Source organism: Bradyrhizobium sp. Pha-3 (genome assembly GCF_042258615.1).
Classification (GTDB): domain Bacteria; phylum Pseudomonadota; class Alphaproteobacteria; order Rhizobiales; family Xanthobacteraceae; genus Bradyrhizobium.
In genome coordinates this window covers 6,952,584-6,972,335 of the sequence record NZ_CP170152.1, presented here as the reverse complement: position 1 = coordinate 6,972,335, position 19,752 = coordinate 6,952,584, and the positions used below count along the sequence as shown (strand labels likewise).

The 19,752-nt window shown below is 59.4% G+C and carries 16 protein-coding genes; 8 read left to right on the top strand and 8 right to left on the bottom strand.

What is annotated here, in order from left to right:
- The first annotated feature begins 79 nt into the window (after positions 1–79).
- The 8 genes from ACE10Z_RS32710 to ACE10Z_RS32675 all read left to right on the top strand — a co-directional run bounded on the left by ACE10Z_RS32710 (position 80) and on the right by ACE10Z_RS32675 (position 9,889).
- The gene (locus ACE10Z_RS32710) at positions 80–2,191 is read left to right on the top strand and encodes an ABC transporter permease (protein ID WP_375784466.1); all 2,112 of its coding nucleotides are present in this window, start codon (positions 80–82) and stop codon (positions 2,189–2,191) included.
- Positions 2,192–2,260: 69 nt separating this feature from the next.
- Complete coding sequence (locus ACE10Z_RS32705) at positions 2,261–3,313, top strand: SMP-30/gluconolactonase/LRE family protein (protein ID WP_375784465.1); 1,053 nt, start codon at positions 2,261–2,263, stop codon at positions 3,311–3,313.
- A complete protein-coding gene (locus tag ACE10Z_RS32700) occupies positions 3,310–4,851 on the top strand; it encodes a sugar ABC transporter ATP-binding protein (protein WP_375784464.1) in 1,542 nt (513 codons plus the stop codon). The genes ACE10Z_RS32705 and ACE10Z_RS32700 overlap by 4 nt, the downstream gene beginning before the upstream one ends.
- Positions 4,852–4,866: 15 nt before the next feature.
- Positions 4,867–5,658 (top strand): GntR family transcriptional regulator, encoded by a 792-nt coding sequence (locus ACE10Z_RS32695; RefSeq protein WP_375784463.1) that lies wholly within the window; start codon positions 4,867–4,869, stop codon positions 5,656–5,658.
- A gap of 120 nt (positions 5,659–5,778) precedes the next feature.
- Entirely contained in the window at positions 5,779–7,455 is a 1,677-nt protein-coding gene (locus ACE10Z_RS32690; RefSeq protein ID WP_375784462.1) for an AMP-binding protein, read from the top strand.
- A gap of 68 nt (positions 7,456–7,523) precedes the next feature.
- Positions 7,524–8,771 carry an acyl-CoA dehydrogenase family protein gene (locus ACE10Z_RS32685; RefSeq protein ID WP_375784461.1) on the top strand — a complete coding sequence of 416 codons (1,248 nt, stop codon included), beginning with the start codon at positions 7,524–7,526 and terminating at the stop codon, positions 8,769–8,771.
- Positions 8,772–9,194: 423 nt separating this feature from the next.
- On the top strand, positions 9,195–9,506 hold the full coding sequence (locus tag ACE10Z_RS32680) for a hypothetical protein (protein WP_375784460.1): 312 nt from the start codon (positions 9,195–9,197) through the stop codon (positions 9,504–9,506).
- Complete coding sequence (locus tag ACE10Z_RS32675) at positions 9,491–9,889, top strand: hypothetical protein (protein ID WP_375784459.1); 399 nt, start codon at positions 9,491–9,493, stop codon at positions 9,887–9,889. The genes ACE10Z_RS32680 and ACE10Z_RS32675 overlap by 16 nt, the downstream gene beginning before the upstream one ends.
- Positions 9,890–9,917: 28 nt before the next feature.
- Here the strand turns inward: ACE10Z_RS32675 and ACE10Z_RS32670 are convergent, their stop codons facing one another.
- The 8 genes from ACE10Z_RS32670 to ACE10Z_RS32635 form a co-directional block, all read right to left on the bottom strand.
- Positions 9,918–11,813 carry an HAD-IIIC family phosphatase gene (locus ACE10Z_RS32670; protein WP_375784458.1) on the bottom strand — a complete coding sequence of 632 codons (1,896 nt, stop codon included), beginning with the start codon at positions 11,811–11,813 and terminating at the stop codon, positions 9,918–9,920.
- 7 nt (positions 11,814–11,820) lie between these two features.
- Complete coding sequence (locus ACE10Z_RS32665) at positions 11,821–12,519, bottom strand: SDR family NAD(P)-dependent oxidoreductase (RefSeq protein ID WP_375784457.1); 699 nt, start codon at positions 12,517–12,519, stop codon at positions 11,821–11,823.
- A 77-nt stretch (positions 12,520–12,596) separates the two neighbouring features.
- Positions 12,597–13,028: a MaoC/PaaZ C-terminal domain-containing protein gene (locus ACE10Z_RS32660; RefSeq protein ID WP_375784456.1), complete on the bottom strand. Its 432-nt coding sequence runs from the start codon at positions 13,026–13,028 to the stop codon at positions 12,597–12,599.
- A gap of 1 nt (position 13,029) precedes the next feature.
- Positions 13,030–13,275, bottom strand: a complete 246-nt coding sequence (locus ACE10Z_RS32655) for an acyl carrier protein (protein WP_092124791.1) — start codon at positions 13,273–13,275, stop codon at positions 13,030–13,032.
- Between the two features lie 103 nt (positions 13,276–13,378).
- Positions 13,379–14,392: a hypothetical protein gene (locus ACE10Z_RS32650; protein ID WP_375784455.1), complete on the bottom strand. Its 1,014-nt coding sequence runs from the start codon at positions 14,390–14,392 to the stop codon at positions 13,379–13,381.
- Positions 14,392–15,507: a hypothetical protein gene (locus ACE10Z_RS32645; protein WP_375784454.1), complete on the bottom strand. Its 1,116-nt coding sequence runs from the start codon at positions 15,505–15,507 to the stop codon at positions 14,392–14,394. The genes ACE10Z_RS32650 and ACE10Z_RS32645 overlap by 1 nt, the downstream gene beginning before the upstream one ends.
- A 127-nt stretch (positions 15,508–15,634) precedes the next feature.
- Positions 15,635–16,837, bottom strand: a complete 1,203-nt coding sequence (locus ACE10Z_RS32640; RefSeq protein ID WP_375784453.1) for an MBOAT family O-acyltransferase — start codon at positions 16,835–16,837, stop codon at positions 15,635–15,637.
- 262 nt (positions 16,838–17,099) lie between these two features.
- Positions 17,100–19,712, bottom strand: a complete 2,613-nt coding sequence (locus ACE10Z_RS32635; RefSeq protein ID WP_375784452.1) for a carboxypeptidase-like regulatory domain-containing protein — start codon at positions 19,710–19,712, stop codon at positions 17,100–17,102.
- Between the last annotated feature and the right edge of the window lie 40 nt (positions 19,713–19,752).

Here is a 19,752-nt window from a genome sequence, read left to right as displayed (position 1 = left end):
TCCCGGAGTTGCCGATCCCCATTCCCTGCGTCGTCCCGCCGTTCGGCCGCGCCTGCGCCGAACCCGCCGGAGTCTGCTGATGAAAAGCCTGCAACGAGCCTGGCACCGCCATTCGCCCCAATTGTTCCTGGGCGAGCTGCTTGAGAAGCGGTGGATGGAGCCGATCATTCCATTCACGCTCACGATCGTGGTGTTCCTGGCATTCGCGGTGATGATCCCGCGTTACCTGACGGCGGGCAGCCTTCAGGAACTGATGCGGAATTTCGCGGAGCAGGGGATGGTTGCGGTCGCGATGGCCTTCTCGGTGCTGTCAGGTGGCATCGATCTGTCGGTCGGTGCGGTGTTCGCGATGTCGAACTTCCTCGCGCTCTATCTATATCTCATTGTCGGGCTGCCGCTGCCGCTGATGATCGTCGTTGTCATCCTGTTCGGCACCGCAATGGGTGCGATCAATGGCGGCCTGATCGCCTACGGCAAGACCCGGCCGTTCCTGACGACGCTGGTAGTCCTCATCATCGTCCGCGCGGCTTACAACAAGGTGACAGTTGCGTTTACGGATGAACTCGCAAGCATCGATAGCGGCTCCAGTACGTGGGATTTCATAGGATCGGGCAGAGTCATCGGTATTCCCTTCAACATGCTGGTGTTGATCCTGCTTGCCGTCGGAACGCACTTTTTTCTCACCCGCATCAAGCCCGGCGTCCACATCATGGCGGTCGGGTCGAGCCGCAAGGCGGCCCGGCATGCCGGCGTCAACGTCAAGCGCGTGCTGTTCTCCGCGTATGTGATGTCGGGGGCTATCGCGGCACTGGCGGGAATCCTTTATGCAGCGCGGCAAAGCAGTTCGGGCACCGACACCGGCGTCGGCTGGGAGATCAATGCGCTGGCCGCGGTGGTCCTTGGCGGCATCAGCCTTGCCGGCGGCCGCGGCACCATCGCGCGCGCCGTCATGGGCGCAGCGATCATCTTCATGCTCACCAGCGGCATGGTGCGGCTGGGCATCTCCGGCAACCTGACGACAGCCATCATCGGCATCATCCTGCTGCTCGCGGTTGGTTTCAACGTGAAGTGGGTCAAGAACAAGGGCAAGGTGCTGCAGAAGGTCTACGTCACCCCAAGCTGGGTTGATTTCGAGCCGCCGCCGTCGGTGGAGCGCGGCAGCGGCACGCCGTTCGCGGAGAACGACCGCCTGAAGAACGCGGAAGCGATCGCGCTCAACATGATCGAGGGCCCGGAGGACGTCATCCTCGACCGCAAGGACAACCTCTATACCGTCAACCGCAACGGCTCGATCATCCGCTTTCTCGCGCCTGACTATACCGTTCGTGAAGAGTTCGCGCGCATCGGCGGCCGGCCGCTCGGGTTGGCATTCGATCGGGATCAGAACCTCCTTGTCTGCATCGCCGGCATGGGCGTGTATGGTGTCAAGCCCGATCGTTCAGTTTTCAAGGTCACCGACCGCACCACGCGCACGCGTACGCGCCTCAAGGACGATTCGCGGCTCTATCTCGCCGACGATCTCGACGTCGCGCCCGACGGTAAGATCTACTTCAGCGAGGCCTCGACGCGCTACGAACTGACCGACTGGGCGCTCGACGGCTTTGAGGGCCGTGGCAACGGCCGGCTGATCTGCCACGATCCGAAAGCCGGCATCACCAGGACTGTCCTGAAGAACCTGACGTTTCCCAACGGCATCTGCATTTCGCATGACGGCCAGTCGGTGCTGTGGGCGAGCACCTGGCTGTGCCAGGTCAACCGCTACTGGATTGCCGGCCCGAAGGCAGGCACCAGCGAGATCCTGATCGACAACCTTCCAGGCTATTGCGACAACATCAACCGCGCCTCGGATGGCAAATATTGGCTCGCCTTCGTCGGCCTGCGCACGCCCGTCTATGACCTTGCCATGCGCAATCCCGTTTTCCGCACCCGCATGGTCAAGCAGATCCCGCCGGACGAGTGGCTGTGCCCGGGGATCAATTACGGCTGCGTGGCCAAGTTCGACGACAACGGCGTCGTGACCGAATCGCTCTGGGATCCGGGCGGGCTTTCACATCCGACGATCACGTCGGTTCGCGAACACAAGGGCTATCTCTATATCGGCGGTCTCGAGAACAACCGCATTGGCCGTATCCGCCTGCAGGACGCTGATCCGACCTGGGAAGCGCACAAGTCCTATTGGGGAGGGGCCTGAGCCATGTCTCTGCTTGGCGATATCGTCGATCGCGTGTTGTTCCCGAACCGGGAGCTTCATGGCATTCCTGTGCTCGACGGCGCGTTTTCCCCGAACCAGCGGCTCGATGGCGCTCGCCGGCTCGGCGCGGAGATCGAACGGCCGGATGACATCGCGCTCGGGCAGGACGGTGCGCTCTACGTCTCGACCGGCAACAACATCCTGCGTTGTACTGGGGATGATTTCGAGGCGCGGGACGTGTTCGCGACGCTTGACGGTCCTGTCGGCGGACTTGCCTCCGCGCTGGATGGCAGGCTGCTGGCTTGCGTCTCTGGCGTCGGGTTGGTGGCGCTTTCGCCAGTCGGCAAGATCGTCGCGAAGCTCGAAAGCGTCGGCGGTGAGAGGATTGCCTGTGCATTGTCGGTGACGGTAGCCCCCGATGGGGCGATCTATCTGACCGACGGTTCGCGCACCAACCAGGCTGACCTCTGGCTTGCCGACCTGATGCAGAATCGCGCCCCGTCGGGCCGGCTCATCGCTTGCGATGCCTCGCTCGGTGGCGCGAGCGTGCGTGCGGACAAGCTTGCATGGCCGCTTGGCGTGGTTGCTTCCAGCGACGGCAATGAGGTGTGGGTCGCCGAATCCTGGGCTCATCGTCTGACCGCTTTTCCACGCGCGGGCGGCGACAAGCGCGTGATCGTCAAGAACTATACCGGCTATCCGGCGCGTCTTGGCCGCGGCGCGGACGGTGAGGTCTGGATGGCATTCCTTGCGCTTCGCACGCAGCTGACCGAATTCGTCCTGCGCGAACGGGCATTCTGCGAAGAAATGATGCGGACGGTACCGTCAGAGCTTTGGATCGGACCGGTACTGGATGGCCGCCTCAATCCGCGCGAGCCGACCCAGATCGGCCGCATCAAGAAGCTCGGCATTCAAAAGCCGTGGGCGCCGCCGCGCTCGTATGGCCTCGTTGCGCGGCTGGACGCCAAGGGTATGGCGACGGAGACGTTGCACAGTCGCGTCGATGGTCGGGTCCATGGAATAACCGCCGTCCGCCCGATTGGCTCTCGTGTGCTGGCGGTGTCTAAGGGACGCGATTGCCTGGTTGAACTGCCGCGTGGTCGCGGCGCGCAGAAAGGATGAGCGCCATGCCGGCGGAACAACAGGCAGGCCCCCCGCTGCTGCAGATCGTCAATGGCAGCAAGGTCTATGGCGGCCTGCACGCGATCGACGGCGTCAATTTCGATCTGCGGCCGGGCGAAATCCACGCGCTGCTGGGCGAAAACGGTGCGGGAAAGTCGACGCTGTGCAAGGCGATCGCCGGCGCAATCGTCCTGACCTCCGGGGACTATATGATCCGCGGACGCAAGGTCTCGTTTTCCTCGCCAAGGAAGGCGCTCGAGGGCGGCGTCGCGATGGTCTACCAGGAGTCCAGTCTGGTGCCGTCAATGACGGTCGCGCAGAATCTCGAACTCGGCATGGAGAAGTGGGTTACTGTCTACAGCAAGATCAATATTGCGGCGACGCAGTCGTTGCAATCGATGAACTTCAATGTCGATCCGCTGGTGCTGGTCGAGAATCTTGGAACTGCCAAGCGGCAGATGGTCGAGATCGTGCGTGCCGTGCGCCACAATGCACAGGTCTTCATCTTCGATGAACCGACTGCGTCGCTTACGCCCGAAGAAACGCAGCATCTGTTCCATCTTCTCAATACCCTGAAAGAGAAAGGCGCCGGGATCATCTTCATCTCGCATGCGCTGGAAGAGGCGCTCAATATCGCCGATCGCATCACCGTACTCCGGGACGGCAAGCTCGTCGCCACGGTGCCCGCAAAGGACGTCACCCGCGACTCGCTCGTGCGGATGATGGTTGGCCGCGAGGAAACGGCAGCTCAGTACGCGACCCACGGCGCTGATCCAGACGCGCCAAAGCCGCAATCGGCGCGCGGAGAAAAGGTGCTTTCGGTCGAGAATGTGACGATGGGCAGCATCGTCAAGAATATGTCCTTCTCGGTCTTCAACGGGGAAGTCGTCGGCATTTTCGGACTGGTCGGCGCGGGACGTTCCGAGATCGCGCAGATCGTCAGCGGCGCGCGCAAGCGCAACTTCCTGCGCGGCGGGATGATCTATCTCCGGGACAAGCCCGTCCGCTACCGGGTGCCGCGGCAGGCGGTGCGCGACGGAATCGCCTATATTACCGAGGATCGGAAGGTTGACGGCTTCTTCGAGACAATGACGGTGGATCAGAATATCTATCTTGGCTATCTGTCGTCGCCGCGCATCAGGCGATTCTTCTACTCCGCGCGCGAGATGAAGCGGATTGCCGATCGATGGATCTCGGCACTTTCTATCTCGGCGCTGAAGCGAACGTTGAAGATTGTGGAATATTCCGGCGGCAATCAGCAGAAGGTCGTGGTGGGGAAGTCTCTGGCGCAGGAACCGACAGTGGTCATCTTCGACGAGCCGACGCGAGGGGTCGACGTCAGCGCCATTCCGCAGATCCACCAGGCAATTCGCAGGCTGGCGGGCGAGAACAAGGCGGTCGTCGTGATCTCCTCCTATTTGCCGGAGATCCTGGCGATCTCTGATCGGATACTGGTCGCGCGTGGCGGGCGTATCGTCGAGGAAATGACGCGGGCCGATGCGACCGAAGACAAGATCATGTACGCGGCCATTCACTGATAAGGAGGGCCTTTCATGAGTGCCTATCAGCGGCCTCCCCATTGGGACGACACGGCGCGCGACGCCAATGAAGATGATCCGGATGGTGGTCGGCTGATGAGCGAGCGGATCGCAAGCGAGATCCGCAGCGCGGTGTTGAGCGGGGAGATGCGGCCGGGTACGCGGATCCGGCAGGAGCTTCTCGCAGCGCATTTCGGAGCGAGTCGCATTCCCGTGCGCGAAGCACTGAAGCAGCTCGAGAACGAGGGGCTGGTCGTGATGGCGCCGAACCGTGGTGCCTGGATTGCCGACGTCAATTCAGAGGAGTCGATCGAGATCTACAAGATCCGCGAAGCGGTCGAACCGCTGGCCATCGGCGAAAGCGTACCGAACCTGACGGACGAGGACATCGAGGCGCTTGACCGCATCGTACGCGAACTCGAGCAGGTCACGACGCTTGAGGAATACATCCAGCTTGATCGGGAGTTTCATCTGCGCACCTATTCGCGCGCACGGATGCCGCAACTGCTGGCGATGGTTGAACGCTTCTGGAACAGCACGCAGCATTTCCGGCGACAATTCGTCAGCGAAACCTATGCCAAGGACGGCTTCCCTTTCTCCGATCCCCAGCACGTCCTGATCATGGATGCGATCCGGGCGCGCGACGTCGACGCCGCGCAGGTGCTGGTACGCCTCCACATCCGGCGCACGCGCGTTGTCATTCAGGCAAAGGAGAGCGGGATGGCCCAACCGCCCCTTGCGAACCGCGCCGCGTCGCCGCACGCCCGTCTCGGCTCGGTCTATCGAGGAAAAAGGTCCAGTGACTAGTCTCTGGAGCACCGGCGTTGTCCGCGACACGATGATGATGACGGCCGGCTATCAGAGCCGCAGGGCCGGACGCGGCGGCCGTCATTGTCGCGACCACAGCGGTAACGGGCAACAAGGATGATGGCCGACTTCGATTCCGCATCGCGGCTGCGCGCCTATGAGGAAGCCGCAGGCCGGCTGCGGGCGCGTCTCGGGGATACGCCTGTCGCTGTTCCCGATCACAGAACGCTAACGGCGCTCGATCTGTTTCGTGCCGCGCCGCGCGAGGCACCGGCACTGTTCTATTTCGATGCGACGCAGACCTATGGCGACATTGACCGGTACAGCGACCGGCTCGCCGGTGTGTTCGCGCGCAAAGGGGTTGGGCGGGGGGACCGGGTCGCCGTCATTCTTCAGAATGTGCCGCAATTCGTCATCGCAAGCGTAGCGGCCTGGAAGGTCGGGGCCATTGTCGTCAGCCTCAACCCGATGTACCGCACGCCGGAGCTTCGGAAGCTGTTCAAGGACTGCGAACCCAAGGCGGTGATCTGCCACGATGATCAATGGGACAACGTAATCCCCGCGGCCGCTTCGGTCGATCCCGAACTGGTGCTCTGGACCGCCGCTCGTGAATTCCAGATGCGAAACGATGTCCGCGTGCTGCCGGAGCCGGGCCGAGCGCCGCAGGCTCATGCGCTGGACATGATCCTCGCCGAAGACCAACCGGGCCCGCCGGCGCCGGTTCTGGCCTCCGATGACATCGGTCTGCTGCTCTACACGTCCGGAACCACGGGCGTTCCCAAGGGCGCAATGCTGACGCATCGCAATCTGGTGGCAACGGCGCTGATCTGCCGCGATCATTTCGAGCTGAACGGCATGTCGCGGATTTTCGGTGTCGCGCCGCTGTTCCACATCACCGGCTTCGAGATTCAGATGGTCGCAGCTTTCGCTGCGCATGCGGCGATGGTGCTGACCTATCGCTTCCAGCCGCAGGTCGCGCTCGATGCCTTTCTTGAATGGCGGCCGACATTCATCGTCGGCGCCATCACCGCGTTCATCGCGCTCATGAACCAGGCCGACGCGACCAGCCGCCATTTCGAGAGCTTTGTACATCTCTATTCCGGCGGCGCGCCGATTGCTCCGTCGGTCATCGATGCGTTCGCGAAACGGTTTGGGCGGGCGATCCGCAGTTCCTACGGAATGACTGAACTGACCTCTGCAAGTCACCTTGCACCCAATCAAGGTCCGATTCCCGTCGATCCCGCATCCGGCGCGCTGTCCATCGGCAAGCCGACGCCCGCCGTCGATGCGATCGTGGTTGACGACGAGCGTCGCCCGCTCGGGCCCGGCGAGCATGGCGAAGTGGTTGTGCGCGGTTCGGGCGTGATGGCGGGCTACTGGAGAAAGCCCGCGGAAACCGGCGAGGTGCTGACCAATGGTTGGCTGCACAGCGGCGACGTCGGCTTCTTTGACGAGAACGGCTGGTTCTATCTGGTGGACCGCAAGAAGGACATGATCTCCGCCTCCGGCTTCAAGGTCTGGCCGCGCGAGGTGGAAGACGTGATCTACGGCTTTCCGGGTGTGCGCGAGGCAGCCGTCGTCGGCGCCGCCGATCCCTATCGGGGCGAGACGGTGGTGGCGTTCGTGTCCGCCCGACCCGGCGCCGCCATCGATGTCGCCGCGCTCTCACGCTTTTGCCGCGAGCGATTGGCGGCGTACAAATGCCCCGTCGACATTCGCATTCTGGACGATCTGCCTAAGACAGAGTCCGGGAAGATTACCCGAAGCACGCTCAGGGACGGCCTACGCGGCGAGTAAGGAGAGCTCAGGTGGATATCACGCAAAGCGAACGCAGCCGGGAACTGGCCGAGCGTATCCAGCGCTTCATGATCGAGCACATCTATCCGAATGAGCGCCGATACTATCAGGAGGCGGAGCGGCTCGGGCCTTGGGCCGTGCATCCGGTTGTCGAGGAACTGAAGCCGCTCGCACAACAGGCCGGCCTGTGGAACCTGTTTCTGCCCGCTGGCGAGGACGGGCTGACGAACCTCGAATATGCGCCGCTGTGCGAGATCATGGGACGTTCGCATCTTGCTCCCGAGGTCTTCAATTGCAGTGCGCCGGACACCGGCAACATGGAGACGATCCTGCGCTACGGTACGGAGGCGCAGAAGGAGCGTTGGTTGAAGCCGTTGCTCGCAGGCGAGATGCGTTCGTCCTTTGCGATGACCGAGCCTGACGTTGCCTCATCGGACGCGACCAATGTCGCGAGCCTGATCGTGCGTGACGGCGACGACTACGTGATCAACGGCCGGAAGTGGTACACGACCGGCGCGACCGATCCGCGGTGCAAGATCATCATCTTTATGGGGCAGACCGACCCGGCGCACCCGGACCGTCACAAGCGCCAATCGATGATCCTTGTGCCGAAAGATACGCCGGGCGTGCACGTCGTCCGTTCGCTGCCGGTGCTCGGATTCTACGGCGTGCCGGATCGCGCATCCGAGGTGATGTTCACCAATGTACGCGTGCCGGCCGCCAACATGTTGCTTGGCGAGGGGCGTGGATTCGAGATCGCACAGGGACGGCTCGGACCTGGACGCATTCACCATTGCATGCGGTTGATCGGCCTCTCCGAGCGGGTGCTTGAGCGTATGTGCCGGCGAGCGCTCAAACGTGTCGCTTTCGGCAAGCCTCTCGCCGAGCAAACGGTGACGCTCGAGCGGCTCGCCGAAGCGCGCATGAAGATCGAGCAGGCGCGGCTGCTGACTCTCAGGGCGGCCTATATGATGGATACGGTTGGTAACAAGGCCGCGCGACAGGAAATCGCGATGATCAAAGTCGTCGCGCCAAACATGGCGCAGACGATTGTTGACTGGGCAATACAGGTTTTCGGTGGAGGTGGAACCAACAACGACCATTTCCTTTCTGCAGCGCTCGCGACGACCCGCTTGCTGCGACTGGCCGATGGCCCCGACGAGGTCCACCGCAACCAGATAGGCAAGCTCGAGTTGCACCGCTGGCTCAATTCCGATCCCGCGCGGACCGGCGGCGATGCCGATCCGATGTCTCCAGAAGAATCCGAATCATGGTCCGAAGGAGGCCTGTGGCCACGTCCAAAGAGTCTACCCTAGATGGGGTCCGGAAGGTGAAGGCCTTGCCGACCACGTATAGAAACTGCCCGGTCCGCCCACGCTTGCCGCAAGCCAACATCGCGGTGCTGGAAACCCCGCAATCTTCCCGAGTGCACGTATCTGGTGCGGTTTCTGGCGCGGTCGTCGCGCCGCAGGCAACGAGAACCTAGTGTCGTGGACCAGAAGTTCGCGATATGCCAAGTACCTGAGAAAGCACGAGAACAGGCCGAAAATAGCCGACCTCTGGGAGGCGCGCCGGTCTCCACTGCCAATGCGGTTCCTCTATGCCAAATGGAAGCGGAGGCACTCTGCGACACGACCCGATTTTTCGTACATGTGGCACTCCTTTGAGCTGCCGCTCTCTACTTCGTACCGATCCTCATCTACTACACCCGCTGTCGCCGCGAAGAATTGTGCGGGTTGATGGTGGATGACGTCATCCTCGACAATGGCGAAATTCCCTATCTCCATATTGAGAAGAACGAACGGAGGCGAATCAAGAACCCTCAGTCGCAGCGGAACGTCCCCTTGCATGCGGAGGTGCTCCGGTTGAATTTAGCCGCCTACGTCGAGGCGATTAAGGTGCTCGGCTACAAGCCGCTATTCCCTGATCTTTACTCGCCTTCCAGTGCATCACCGCTGGGTGACCGCTTCTATAAGGAATTCAAGCCGATCTTGATATCCGTCCACGCGACGGAGGAAGGTTTGGGGCTCATGGGATGCGGCATCTGTTGAGATGGATCGTTGCCAGTGCAACTGCTGCGGAGGCGCAAGGGGCCACTTCCGGGCTTACGCTAGATGAAAAAGATCAGGCCGCCGCGGTTCGTGACGATAAACTCATAATTCTGCTTAATTTTCAAAACGTGCGCGACGGACTTGAGCGTAGTCCCGATAGTACCGCGGTCGTCGTCGCGACTTCAGCCCAATATGCAAAAGCTTACCTAGCCAAGCCCGAATACAAACAAATCAAGCAGACGACGGTTTATCCTGTTTTCATACAGAGCATGGATGAGTACAGAAACGCAAATTTTGCCGGAATGAAACGGCTCGGCACAATTACGTTTGAACGAACCGACTCTGGCGTATTGATCAGCGACAATAAATTGATGCTTCATTAGGTCGGGCCGACCTTCTTCTTTAGTATCATCAATCGACGGTGCCCGCACGCTTGATAGCCATCGGCACATCTTTGGGTTGGTAGTTGATGAGTTCAAGCGACCACACGGAGCTGCCATCCGGCTTCGTCTCCACCTGGGCAAAGCCAAGTTTTCGGTAGTGGTCGGCCACCATATCGTTTCGGCCACTCGGGCGGTAGATACCGATAAGCTCTTTGCCGCCCGATCGCTGGACCCGCGCGACAAGTTCGTTCAGGACGGCCTGTTCGACCCCGCGCCCCAACACCCTGCAGCTCATCAGCCATGTGTCCACCGTCCAGCCAGCGCCATCCGCTCGTGCAATAACGACGCTAATCATGCCGTTGTCGCCGTAAGAATCGGCCAAGCGTACTTGATAGGTCAGTACGTCTGAATTGCCGCCCAGTTGCTCGATATCGGCCTCGGTATAGCGCCGCGTCGTGAGATTAAATTGATTGGATTTGTTGATGAGCTGCGTGATCCGGCTACGACCGGCGTTGTCGAAGGGGCCGATCGTCATCACCATGTTCAGCGACTTCAAATATGAATTCAGGTCACGGGCCTCGCTCAGCAACGATGCCCGTTGCGCATTGGCCTGATATTGCGCCACGCGCTGACGATCTTCGTCCAAAAACGCTACGGCTTCAAAATAACCTGCGCCCATCACGTAATGCGGATACAGCGCTGGGTCTTCGCCCAGCTCAGGTACGGCAACCTGGGGAAGGGCTTGTCGAACCTGGCCGCGTTCCACCGGGTTGTCGTCGACAAAGACCAGAGCATCGAGGCCTATATTCAGTGCTTTTGCTACCGCTTCAAGATTGCTCGCCTTGTCGGTCCAGTTGGCCTGAAAGACGGAAATATGTTCCTCCCGCAACAGCATTTCTGGATGTTCGGCAAAGGCGGAGCGAGCGACGCGCTCGTCGTTCTTGGAACTGATCGCGAGCATAATTCCACGATCGCGAAGGTCGAGCGCCATTTGCTGAACGGCAAGAAACGCCTCGCCCTCGGCCGAACCCTGTCCAAGCACGATACCGTCCAGGCCGTCATCGCCGATCACGCCTCCCCACAGGGTGTTGTCGAGATCGAGCACAAGACATTTGCGCGACTTGCCCATGAGCGCGCCGATAATCCGTGCACAATAGTCCGCGTAGATCGGTACATATTGCTGCGCGAATGGAAGCTTCGCCATATGCCATTGAACGGCATTGAACCAATTCTGAATGCCGAGATTCTGCGCAAGGCCAGAGACGTCAAATATCACGTCGGGACTTTGACGAAGCGTCTCACCAATATCCTGATTGAAGCGCTGGATCCGTCCGCGTTGGGTTAGCTCAAGTTTCGCGTCCAGGCTTCCGAACAGTTGTTCCGGCGGGCAGGCGACGGTTTGGAAAATGAGCGTTCCCTTGTACCGTTGCCTGAAAGCATCGCGCAGCGTGTTGAAATAAGCTACGGCATTTTCGACGCTGCCTGTTATTCCAAACTGCAGGTCTTCGTAAGCCCGATGATCCAGCGCCAACAGAATCGCATTTGGCTCCGACTTAATGACCTCGGAGTCGGATTCCGTCGCAGCCTGCATCACCTGGTTGAACTCTGCTTCGACGATGCGAAGGTCCACGCCATATCGCAATGCGCTTGCGCATAGCGACGGTGCGATCAGTTTAGTCGTGGCATTGCTGACCAGGCCCAGCTTGAATGGCTGCAAGCCGGCAATCTGCCCGCCCTGCTTTTCGCGTACCTCACCCAACGTCCGTGCCAAAACGTTCAACTGGCTCTCATTGAGCGAGTGCTGCGACAACGCCCGCAACGCGTTGGCCCCATTTGCCGGGGCGCCATCGATCTCACGGCACAATCGCCTGAAGCTCTCCGGCGCGGGCGGGAGCCAGGGCAGTAAGGATAGGTCGAAATTCATGGCAGGCTCACTTGATTGCGCTCAGCGCGAGACGGTCAACGATTTCAACGGCGACATCTTCGGGCTTCGCAAATGCACCTTGCAGGCGCAGTTGGTCGAGAAAGCGCTCGTCGAAGACTTTCAGCATATCGGTCTCGGTAAATCCTGGCATAACCGAGGACACGCGGAGCCAGGGAAATTCTGAACTTAGCTGCGCCATAACACCGAGAAGGCCGAATTTCGAGATGCTGTAGGCGCCCATGCTGCTCATTACCTTCGGAAGAGCTGATGCGGCCTCCGGGACCCTGATTGCCCCGGTCAACACGGCGGCGACGGATCCGGCCTTTCGGGGCCTGAAAAACTGCCGGACCAGCCCAGCCAACAGGTATTGCGGGCCGACTACATTTGCCGTCCAGAACAGGGAATGATCCGCAGCAGAAATCTTGCCGAACGGAGCAACCACGGGGGGCGGAGAAGCTGCGAGAACCGCGCCGACAACGGGGCGGCCGTCCTTGGCCAGCAGCGCGATGCCACGATCGATCGATGACGGGTCGGCCATGTCAAAGGCAATTGACAGTCCCCCGCACGCTTCCGCGATCGCGCGCGCCTCGTCGCTTTTATGCCGACGATGTCCAACGACCGGCACCAGTCCCTGGTTGCCGAGTTGTCGTGCGACACATCGACCAATCCCGCCTGTAGCGCCCGTAATGACAACAAGACCGCTCACACTTCCTCCGGAGGTGGTTCGGGGCGGCTCTAATCGACGTGGAACGTGCAGCGAGCGGCCCGGTGCATGCAAGTCAACTATGAGAGATGCAGCGTTGCCAAAGCGCTGGCCGTCGCGATGGTGCGCTCACCGGACGCTACCTTTATCTTAAGCGACAGGCTACGTGCGGCTTCTGAATAGTGCGTGACCTCAGCAAAAATGTGCGCGGCCTCTCCGACATATAGCGGTTCGCGAAAGTCGATCTTCAGCGAACTCCAGATGCCGGCGCTTCCTGGCAGTCGCATACCGATAATCCTGGAAATCTGGGCGACAATCATAGCGCCATAAACGACAGCCCCCTTAAGGCCGCGGCCACGCGCAAATTCCGGATCAAGATGCAGGGGATTGAAGTCACCTGAAATGCTCGCGAACGCCTGTTGCTCCGTTTCGCCGACAACGAAATCAAATTCGGCCGTCGCGGAGCTAAGCTCGGCTATGTCAACGAGACTGATCGGTGAATCCGTCTTCAACTTATCGGCCGTCCTTTTTTATGATGCTTTCGACCACCTGGCCGACGTTTTCGAACGATGATACCTCGGCGGCCGTGAAGCGGACGTGAAATGCCTGCTCGAGCGCTACGACGAGACGAATGTGGGCCAGGCTGTCCCAGCCATCGACATCAGCCGCGACCGTCGTTGGCTTAATGACAATGCCATCATCATCGAAGACGTCGGCGAAAACCGGCTTCATGCGTTCATAGATTTCCGCCTCTGTCATCGAAACTCCAGCTCATTTTTCATGTCGCCCGGGCAACACGGCTAAACACCAGAACCATTCGGGCATGTTATCAGCCGAGACGTCTTTCGCAAGTTTCGCGAGATCACGCCGGTGTTCGAAACAGCAGGCCGCCCCATTGTGCGGCAAAAGCAGGAGAGGCGACCATCAACCATGCGCCGGCGGGCGGCTGCCGACGTTCGAGGTATTGTCGAATCGCAAAAATCGGATCTACGCCGCCGAAATGGGCAAATCGGAAGTCTGTTTGAAGACGCGTCAGCAGTTCGCGATGTTCGCTAAAAAGAATGGGAACGCGGTTTTTCCCGGTCGAAGGCAAGAATATCGCCTCGATATCTTGCTGCGTCAAACCTTGCTGCGCAAGAAGCGCGTCCGTAACCGCAGCGAAATGCAGCTGTTCGCCGCGAACATAGTTGATCTGTGCCTCGGCATTCTCGAAATGAACCTTGATCAGGTGGTCGTCAGCACTTGGTTCGCCGCCGGGCGCGTCGCCGAAATCGATGCGCATCGCTCCCCAGTCTTCATTACTCGACGACTCAGAATAGCCGGCGACTTCGAGGCCGGGACCTTGGCTTGCCGTCAGGACAATCGCCGCCGCGGCGTCCCCCCAAAAAAACGCACCGTGATTCATATTTCTGGTGTGAGACGACGCGCGACAACTGGTAACGACCATAATGTCGCCTCGGTCAGGATCTGTTGCGAGCAGCCGCACCGCCAGATCAATTCCTCGGAGAACGCCGACACAGCCCTGAGCCAGATTAAGGCATTCCGCCTTGCTCGATCCAAGCGCAGCCCGGACGGCAACGGCCGGAATTTCCAAACCGTAAGATGTAATCAGTGAGGGCGCCGAGATCACCATGCGGATATCGTCCGGTGCAATCTGGCATTGCCTCAGCGCATCACGGCCCGCGTGCACCATAAGCGCCGTTGAGTCCTCGGTAGAAATATGCGTAATTTGTTGCCCGAGGCGCGGAAGTCGCTTGGCCTCATCAGCCGTCAGAGGCAGCGTCAAGATCTCCACCGGCTCGCCCGGAAAGTGAAACCCAAACCCTCGGATACGGATTCGCGGTCGATTGTCGGCCCGTACATTCATGCTTGCCATCAGGGCTCCCTCCGCAGCTGCGGGATGGATTGGCTTAGGCCGTTCTCAACGATATTTCTGGCGACGATTGCGTTCCCCGCATCATTTAGATGACCGTAGTCGAGATAGTACTCCTTGCCGATGGCGGGGAGGGGCGGCAGGAACATAATTCCGCGATTCTGGTAGGGCAGGAAAATCGCCGTAAGCGCGTCCTGCAACTTCTCATAATGCTGCGCATCCATCAGTTCGGCGAGCTGGCCTTTTTCTTCTGTCGCATAGAAAAATACAGCGCATTGCGCATTCGACGCCAGGCCATCAAGCGTTCGCTTCAATGCGGCGATCTGAGGGTTGTCATCTGTAAGGGTGACCGCGCCATATCTGTTCTTTGCCTTTATCGTCAGCAAGATATCATCGAGCGGATCGGCTTCCGCCGCTGGTCTTCCTAGTCGGCGATCCAGCCGATCGCGCAAGCGCCTTATCACGCCGGAAGGCTCTCCGTCGAAAACGCGCCACTGAACAAAATCGCGCATCCGGTAAAGCCGCCAATGACTGAGCGCGAAGTCCTGCAGCGTGGTTTCGATCCGCGACGTCCACGCCCGGTGCGCATCGTCGTCATGCAAATTAAAGGAGCTGTCGATAACCATGGTCGAGAGCCACGGCCGACTGTATCGATTGCTTTCCTGTGAAAAGTCGGTTGAAAAGGCGCGAAGACTAATATCCGCGACGATACAATCAGGTTTGAGCGGCGAGAGTAGCCGCACGACCTGTTCAACATCGGTCGGCAAGCCGCCATTCATGGCAAGGTTCATGATCGAGAGTGGCTGTTGAGGAAACCTCTCGTGCAGGATCTGTCCGACGTGCGCGGGAATGGTGTGCTGCCGCCAGTTCGCGTCGCCGGCTTCCTCCATGCGGCGACCGTAGACCACGGAGTCGCCCACGAATGCGATGCGACGTCCCTTTAGTTCCCGGAAATAATCCAGCTTCGCGTAAAGCGTGGCGGGTGTCTGAATGTCGACGGCATCTGCCAGAAAAGTAGTCGTCTTGGCGGCGTACCCGATCGCCGCGTCAATCGCTACAAAGGCAATCAGTACAGCGAGCAGCAGCCGTTGCAGACTTGGCGGAGAAGCTTTCTTCATTGGATCCGCCGGCATCAGAAATTCTGGTAGGCAAAGATCGCCAGTTTCGAGTTCATGAAATACAGGATGATGACGATCTTCACGACGATAACGGCGACTTGCAGGATCGTTGGTTGCAATGATCGCATCAGTGCCACCCGACCAGCCGTTGATAGGTTGTGATCGCGTCAGGTAGCGACCCCTGCCACCAGATCATTGTTAGCGACACGAAGGCGTAGGTCGAAATTCGCCCCGTCCACAGACTGAGTGCTGTCTGCGACGCCGCATACCGTACGCCGCTTGCTTTTGCCCTGGCGCGGGCAAATTCACGTCGGATCTGGATTGCAAACAACACGGCGCCCTGGAGTATTCCGAAAATCAGGAACCCGATGGTCGTCCCGTGCCACATCGCCACGAGTACCATGGTCACGACATAGATCGACGCGATCGCGTACATCTGCTTCTCGCGTGGTAAGTTGACAAAGACGGCTTTGCTGAGCGGCGAGAAAACGTAATCCTGGATAACGGAGCCGAGCGACATGTGCCAGCGGCCCCAGAATTCCTGCAAATTACGTGAGGCGAATGGTGCGTTAAAGTTCTCTACGATCCGGAAACCCATCAGCGCAGATACTCCGATGACGATATCGCAATAGCCGACGAAATCGAGATACAGCAGTGCCAGCGTGGAAATCGCGCCAATCCAGAGAACAGGAGTTGAGAGATCATTTGCGTGCGGCATCATTGAAAAGATGCCGAGATCCATGAGGTTGTCGGCAATGACAAACTTTTTGATAAAACCGTTGAGCACCCGGTTCAGGGCATCGAAGCTTGCTGGCTCAAGCGGCACGGGCCGGTCGGTTGTTTCATTGAACCGATGAAATCGCTCAATCGGGCCCGCCAGAAGTGTCGGAAAAAAGATCATGTAGTTGAGGAACGTCAGCGGACTCAGCCGGTCGCCGGGAGCGACTTCGAGCACAAACGTGATCGCCCGAAATACGATATAGGAAATGCCGATAATCTTTACCGGATGGGCATGAAATGGATTGACGGCGCCGAGAAGGTTGGGATCCTTCAATAGAAACAGGGCGGACCAAAACAGCGCGACAATAAGAAACGACGTGGCAATCGACCAGAAGCTTGCATTTGCAGCCTTGCTCACGCCCAACAGATAAACGATGGCCAGAAATGCGGCCAGCAGCGCCAGCTGGTCCCATTCCGTGATGAAGGTTGCGAGGAAATAGAGGCTCAGTAGCAGGACCACGAGCTCGCGCATCAGCCGCGGCGCACATAAGCGGCAGGCCAGAATCGCCGCAAACGTGATGAGGATGAAGCTGAACGAGTTTAGAGCCATTTTTCTACTGAAAAGACGTTTGCGAGCGGTCTCGCCCCGGCGACCCTAGCGAAAAGCCGAATGCGGGAAACCGGCCTCAATTCCGTGCTTTCCGGTCGGGATCTGGAATGAGGCCGATATCCCCTATTTTATTGGCGGTCAACTGAGACTGAATACAGGGCCTATCCTGTCGGCGGCCCCGTATACCGGTCGTCCTTGAGCCTGCGGGCGGCTCAACCCACCGGACCAAACAGGCAAATGGAGTGAAATTGGCTACTATGGTCTAATGCCTGCACTCGTTTATCGCGATGTCGAGTTCCGCTTCGTTTTTGACAACCTCGATTTTACGGCCTTGCTGCGGGAAGCACGATAATCCGCTGGAACCGAGCGCGCGGATCGTAAGCTGCTCTTCCCGCCTTCGGTGGTAGAAGAAATAGTATCCATCCACGTCTGTGGTGGTGTCGACGACTTCGCCGGACGAGGAGGTGAGTTGTACCGGCACCAGGGCCAGCGGAGCGCTTCCGTCGCGCGTGACGCGGCCGGCAATGAGCTTTCCGCCGTCCGGAGCCTCGCCGTTACCTGAGGGATGTAGCGCCTTGAGGTCACGAATGTCGATGGCTTCGCCGGGAGCCGCATTAGCCAGCGAGATCCGCACCTCCCGAACCCGTCCGAGCGGCAATGGCGGCCGCCGCCAGTCTTGCTGGTTTGCCAGTGGCTTTGGCCAGGCGAGACGCGCGACGTCAAGCGTGTGCGTTCGCCACTGGTCCGGGACCGTCAATGGGGGGACCACCCAGACGCTCGAGCCTTCGTGGTCTGCTGGCGGCTGTGCCGATTCCAGAGCCGTTACAACGCCGCCGTCTTCCATCAGCATTTCGATTTTCAACGCGGCATCGGAAGATGCGGCTGAACTACCGGCCGTCGATAAACGTTTCCGGATTGCAAAATGCAAATGACTGGTGTTCCAGAGATCGAGGCTCCAGGGCTCGAAAACGATCTCGGCTTGCCCCGCAGCATCCGCCTCGAGGCTGACGAAGTCGTTGGCCGGCGTCGCGTCGACAAACTTGCCGGAGCGGATTTCGACGTCGCCACGGTCATGCAACGCAACTTTTCCGATAATCGGCGTTGGGGCGTTATCGCCGACAATCGTAATCGATGGCTTGCCGGTCTCATCGGGTGGGTTGCGGGTAAAGGTATCGACGGATTTGCCCCCGACGTCGACCGAAGCCTGCTCTGGATCTCTAACATAAAGTGTAAGCCCATGCAGGTCGCGCGTTCCTGCCTTCAAATTCGGGACAGTGACGTGCGTGACGGGATCTTTCCAAGGCGTGATTTCGACTGAAGACCCGCCCGCGCCGACCTTGAGGTTGGGCTTAATTCCCGCCTGCATGATCTGGTAGCCAAACCAGGTATTCGCAGGCGGCGACCACGGGCGCCGATCGAGGCTCACGCTTCCGTCAAAATTATAGACCTGGTTGGCGAGCTTCCTGATCCACTTCAGTGTTTTAGGTGTGAGCGGTTCTTCCTGCGAGGCCTTAAAACCCGAGCCGCCTGACCCGAAGTGCGTATACCAGAAATGCCTTACTTTCTGCCCCTTGTTGATCAGATAAAGGCTGTCGCTCAACAGTACCGGCAGCGCATCGCCTTGAGAGATATCGCAAGTGGGTGCGCAATACAGCGAACGGCGATCTTCTTCTGACATTTCCGGCGCGGTCAATCGCATACCGTCCGCAAAAGCTTGGACACTCGAAGGGTCGAAGTTAGATATTGATGTTCGTCTAACATCGTAGAGGCCGTTGTAAGTCGTGGTCAAATTCGTAAGGTCGGAAGCTGTGCTATCGGAAAGCACGAAGCTATACTGGTCCGTTCCGTGGGCAGGGAAGTAAGACCAGACGGCTCGGACAGAGAGTTCACGGAGCAAGTCGGAGTAATACGCATACGTGTCTATGCGATCGGCCATCGCTTCACGGTGAACCACTGTTGCGGGGTCGGTAAGGAAGGTGCCAGGCGTTCGTGGGAGATCGAGTGCTGCGCCTTCAATTCCAAACCCTGAAATCAGGGTGTTTCCGCCGTGCGATGTCGTTATTTGGGGCCGAATATTCCAGCGCTTCAGCCATGGGATTTCGTCCAGCACGATCTGCCGGCTGAAATGATCACGCTCCACCCGGGTGAGGCTTACGGGACAGCCCCCCGCGCAAGAGGGAGCGATGAAGTCTACCCGATCAATAAGCATTGGATTGATTGCCAGTGGCGTCGATCCGGAATCGGCGGACGGAACGATGGCTTCGACGATCCATCCGAGTTTGCCGACTCTGACCAGGACCTTTTTTCCTCGGCCGATAGAGCCCGAATTGAAAGATATGCTTTTGCCCTGGGTATCGTGCAGGGCGATCGTCAAATCGGCTGGCGGCTCTGCGGAAAAATAGAATCGAACACTTTGGGCCTCTTGACCGGAGATAGCGACGGGAACCTTGGGTAGTTCTTGGCTGGTTCGGACGGCAGACAGCGCAAGGGGAGGATCAATCTGATTTTGTAGTTGTAAAACTCCGTCCTCGCTCCAACCGTGGAAATGATCGATGTTACCACGGTGCCATTGGCGGAGTAACAACGCGAAGGTGGGTTCGCTGCCGGCGCCTGAATTGCGTCGATTTAGCCGCCCTGGTCCCAAGAAAAGTGCTGACGTCAGGGGAGTGCCGCCCTGCGGCCACAGCGAGTCCGATATCGTCAAGCCGAGATCTTCGTTAAAGACCCGATGGATCGCTGCCCCGTGCCACGGACGCTGCTCATCGACATCGCTGATGAAGCTCACGACGTGGGAAAATGGATACGGAAGCGAACGAACGACAGGATCGGGCTCTGCTGCCTGCGCCGCGATCGGAAGCAGCGCAATGCAGAACAAGAGCCGGGTGCTTACCCGAGCGGCGGCTTGGGTTGGTCGC

Excerpts from the sequence above, each read along its gene's own strand:
- ACE10Z_RS32710 (WP_375784466.1), top strand. The coding sequence starts at position 80 with ATGAAAAGCCTGCAACGAGCCTGGCACCGCCATTCGCCCCAATTGTTC.
- ACE10Z_RS32700 (WP_375784464.1), top strand. The coding sequence starts at position 3,310 with ATGAGCGCCATGCCGGCGGAACAACAGGCAGGCCCCCCGCTGCTGCAG.
- ACE10Z_RS32695 (WP_375784463.1), top strand. The coding sequence starts at position 4,867 with ATGAGTGCCTATCAGCGGCCTCCCCATTGGGACGACACGGCGCGCGAC.
- ACE10Z_RS32690 (WP_375784462.1), top strand. The coding sequence starts at position 5,779 with ATGGCCGACTTCGATTCCGCATCGCGGCTGCGCGCCTATGAGGAAGCC.
- ACE10Z_RS32685 (WP_375784461.1), top strand. The coding sequence starts at position 7,524 with ATGATCGAGCACATCTATCCGAATGAGCGCCGATACTATCAGGAGGCG.
- ACE10Z_RS32680 (WP_375784460.1), top strand. The coding sequence starts at position 9,195 with ATGGTGGATGACGTCATCCTCGACAATGGCGAAATTCCCTATCTCCAT.
- ACE10Z_RS32675 (WP_375784459.1), top strand. The coding sequence starts at position 9,491 with ATGCGGCATCTGTTGAGATGGATCGTTGCCAGTGCAACTGCTGCGGAG.
- ACE10Z_RS32670 (WP_375784458.1), bottom strand. The coding sequence starts at position 11,813 with ATGAATTTCGACCTATCCTTACTGCCCTGGCTCCCGCCCGCGCCGGAG.
- ACE10Z_RS32655 (WP_092124791.1), bottom strand. The coding sequence starts at position 13,275 with ATGACAGAGGCGGAAATCTATGAACGCATGAAGCCGGTTTTCGCCGAC.
- ACE10Z_RS32650 (WP_375784455.1), bottom strand. The coding sequence starts at position 14,392 with ATGGCAAGCATGAATGTACGGGCCGACAATCGACCGCGAATCCGTATC.
- ACE10Z_RS32645 (WP_375784454.1), bottom strand. The coding sequence starts at position 15,507 with ATGAAGAAAGCTTCTCCGCCAAGTCTGCAACGGCTGCTGCTCGCTGTA.
- ACE10Z_RS32640 (WP_375784453.1), bottom strand. The coding sequence starts at position 16,837 with ATGGCTCTAAACTCGTTCAGCTTCATCCTCATCACGTTTGCGGCGATT.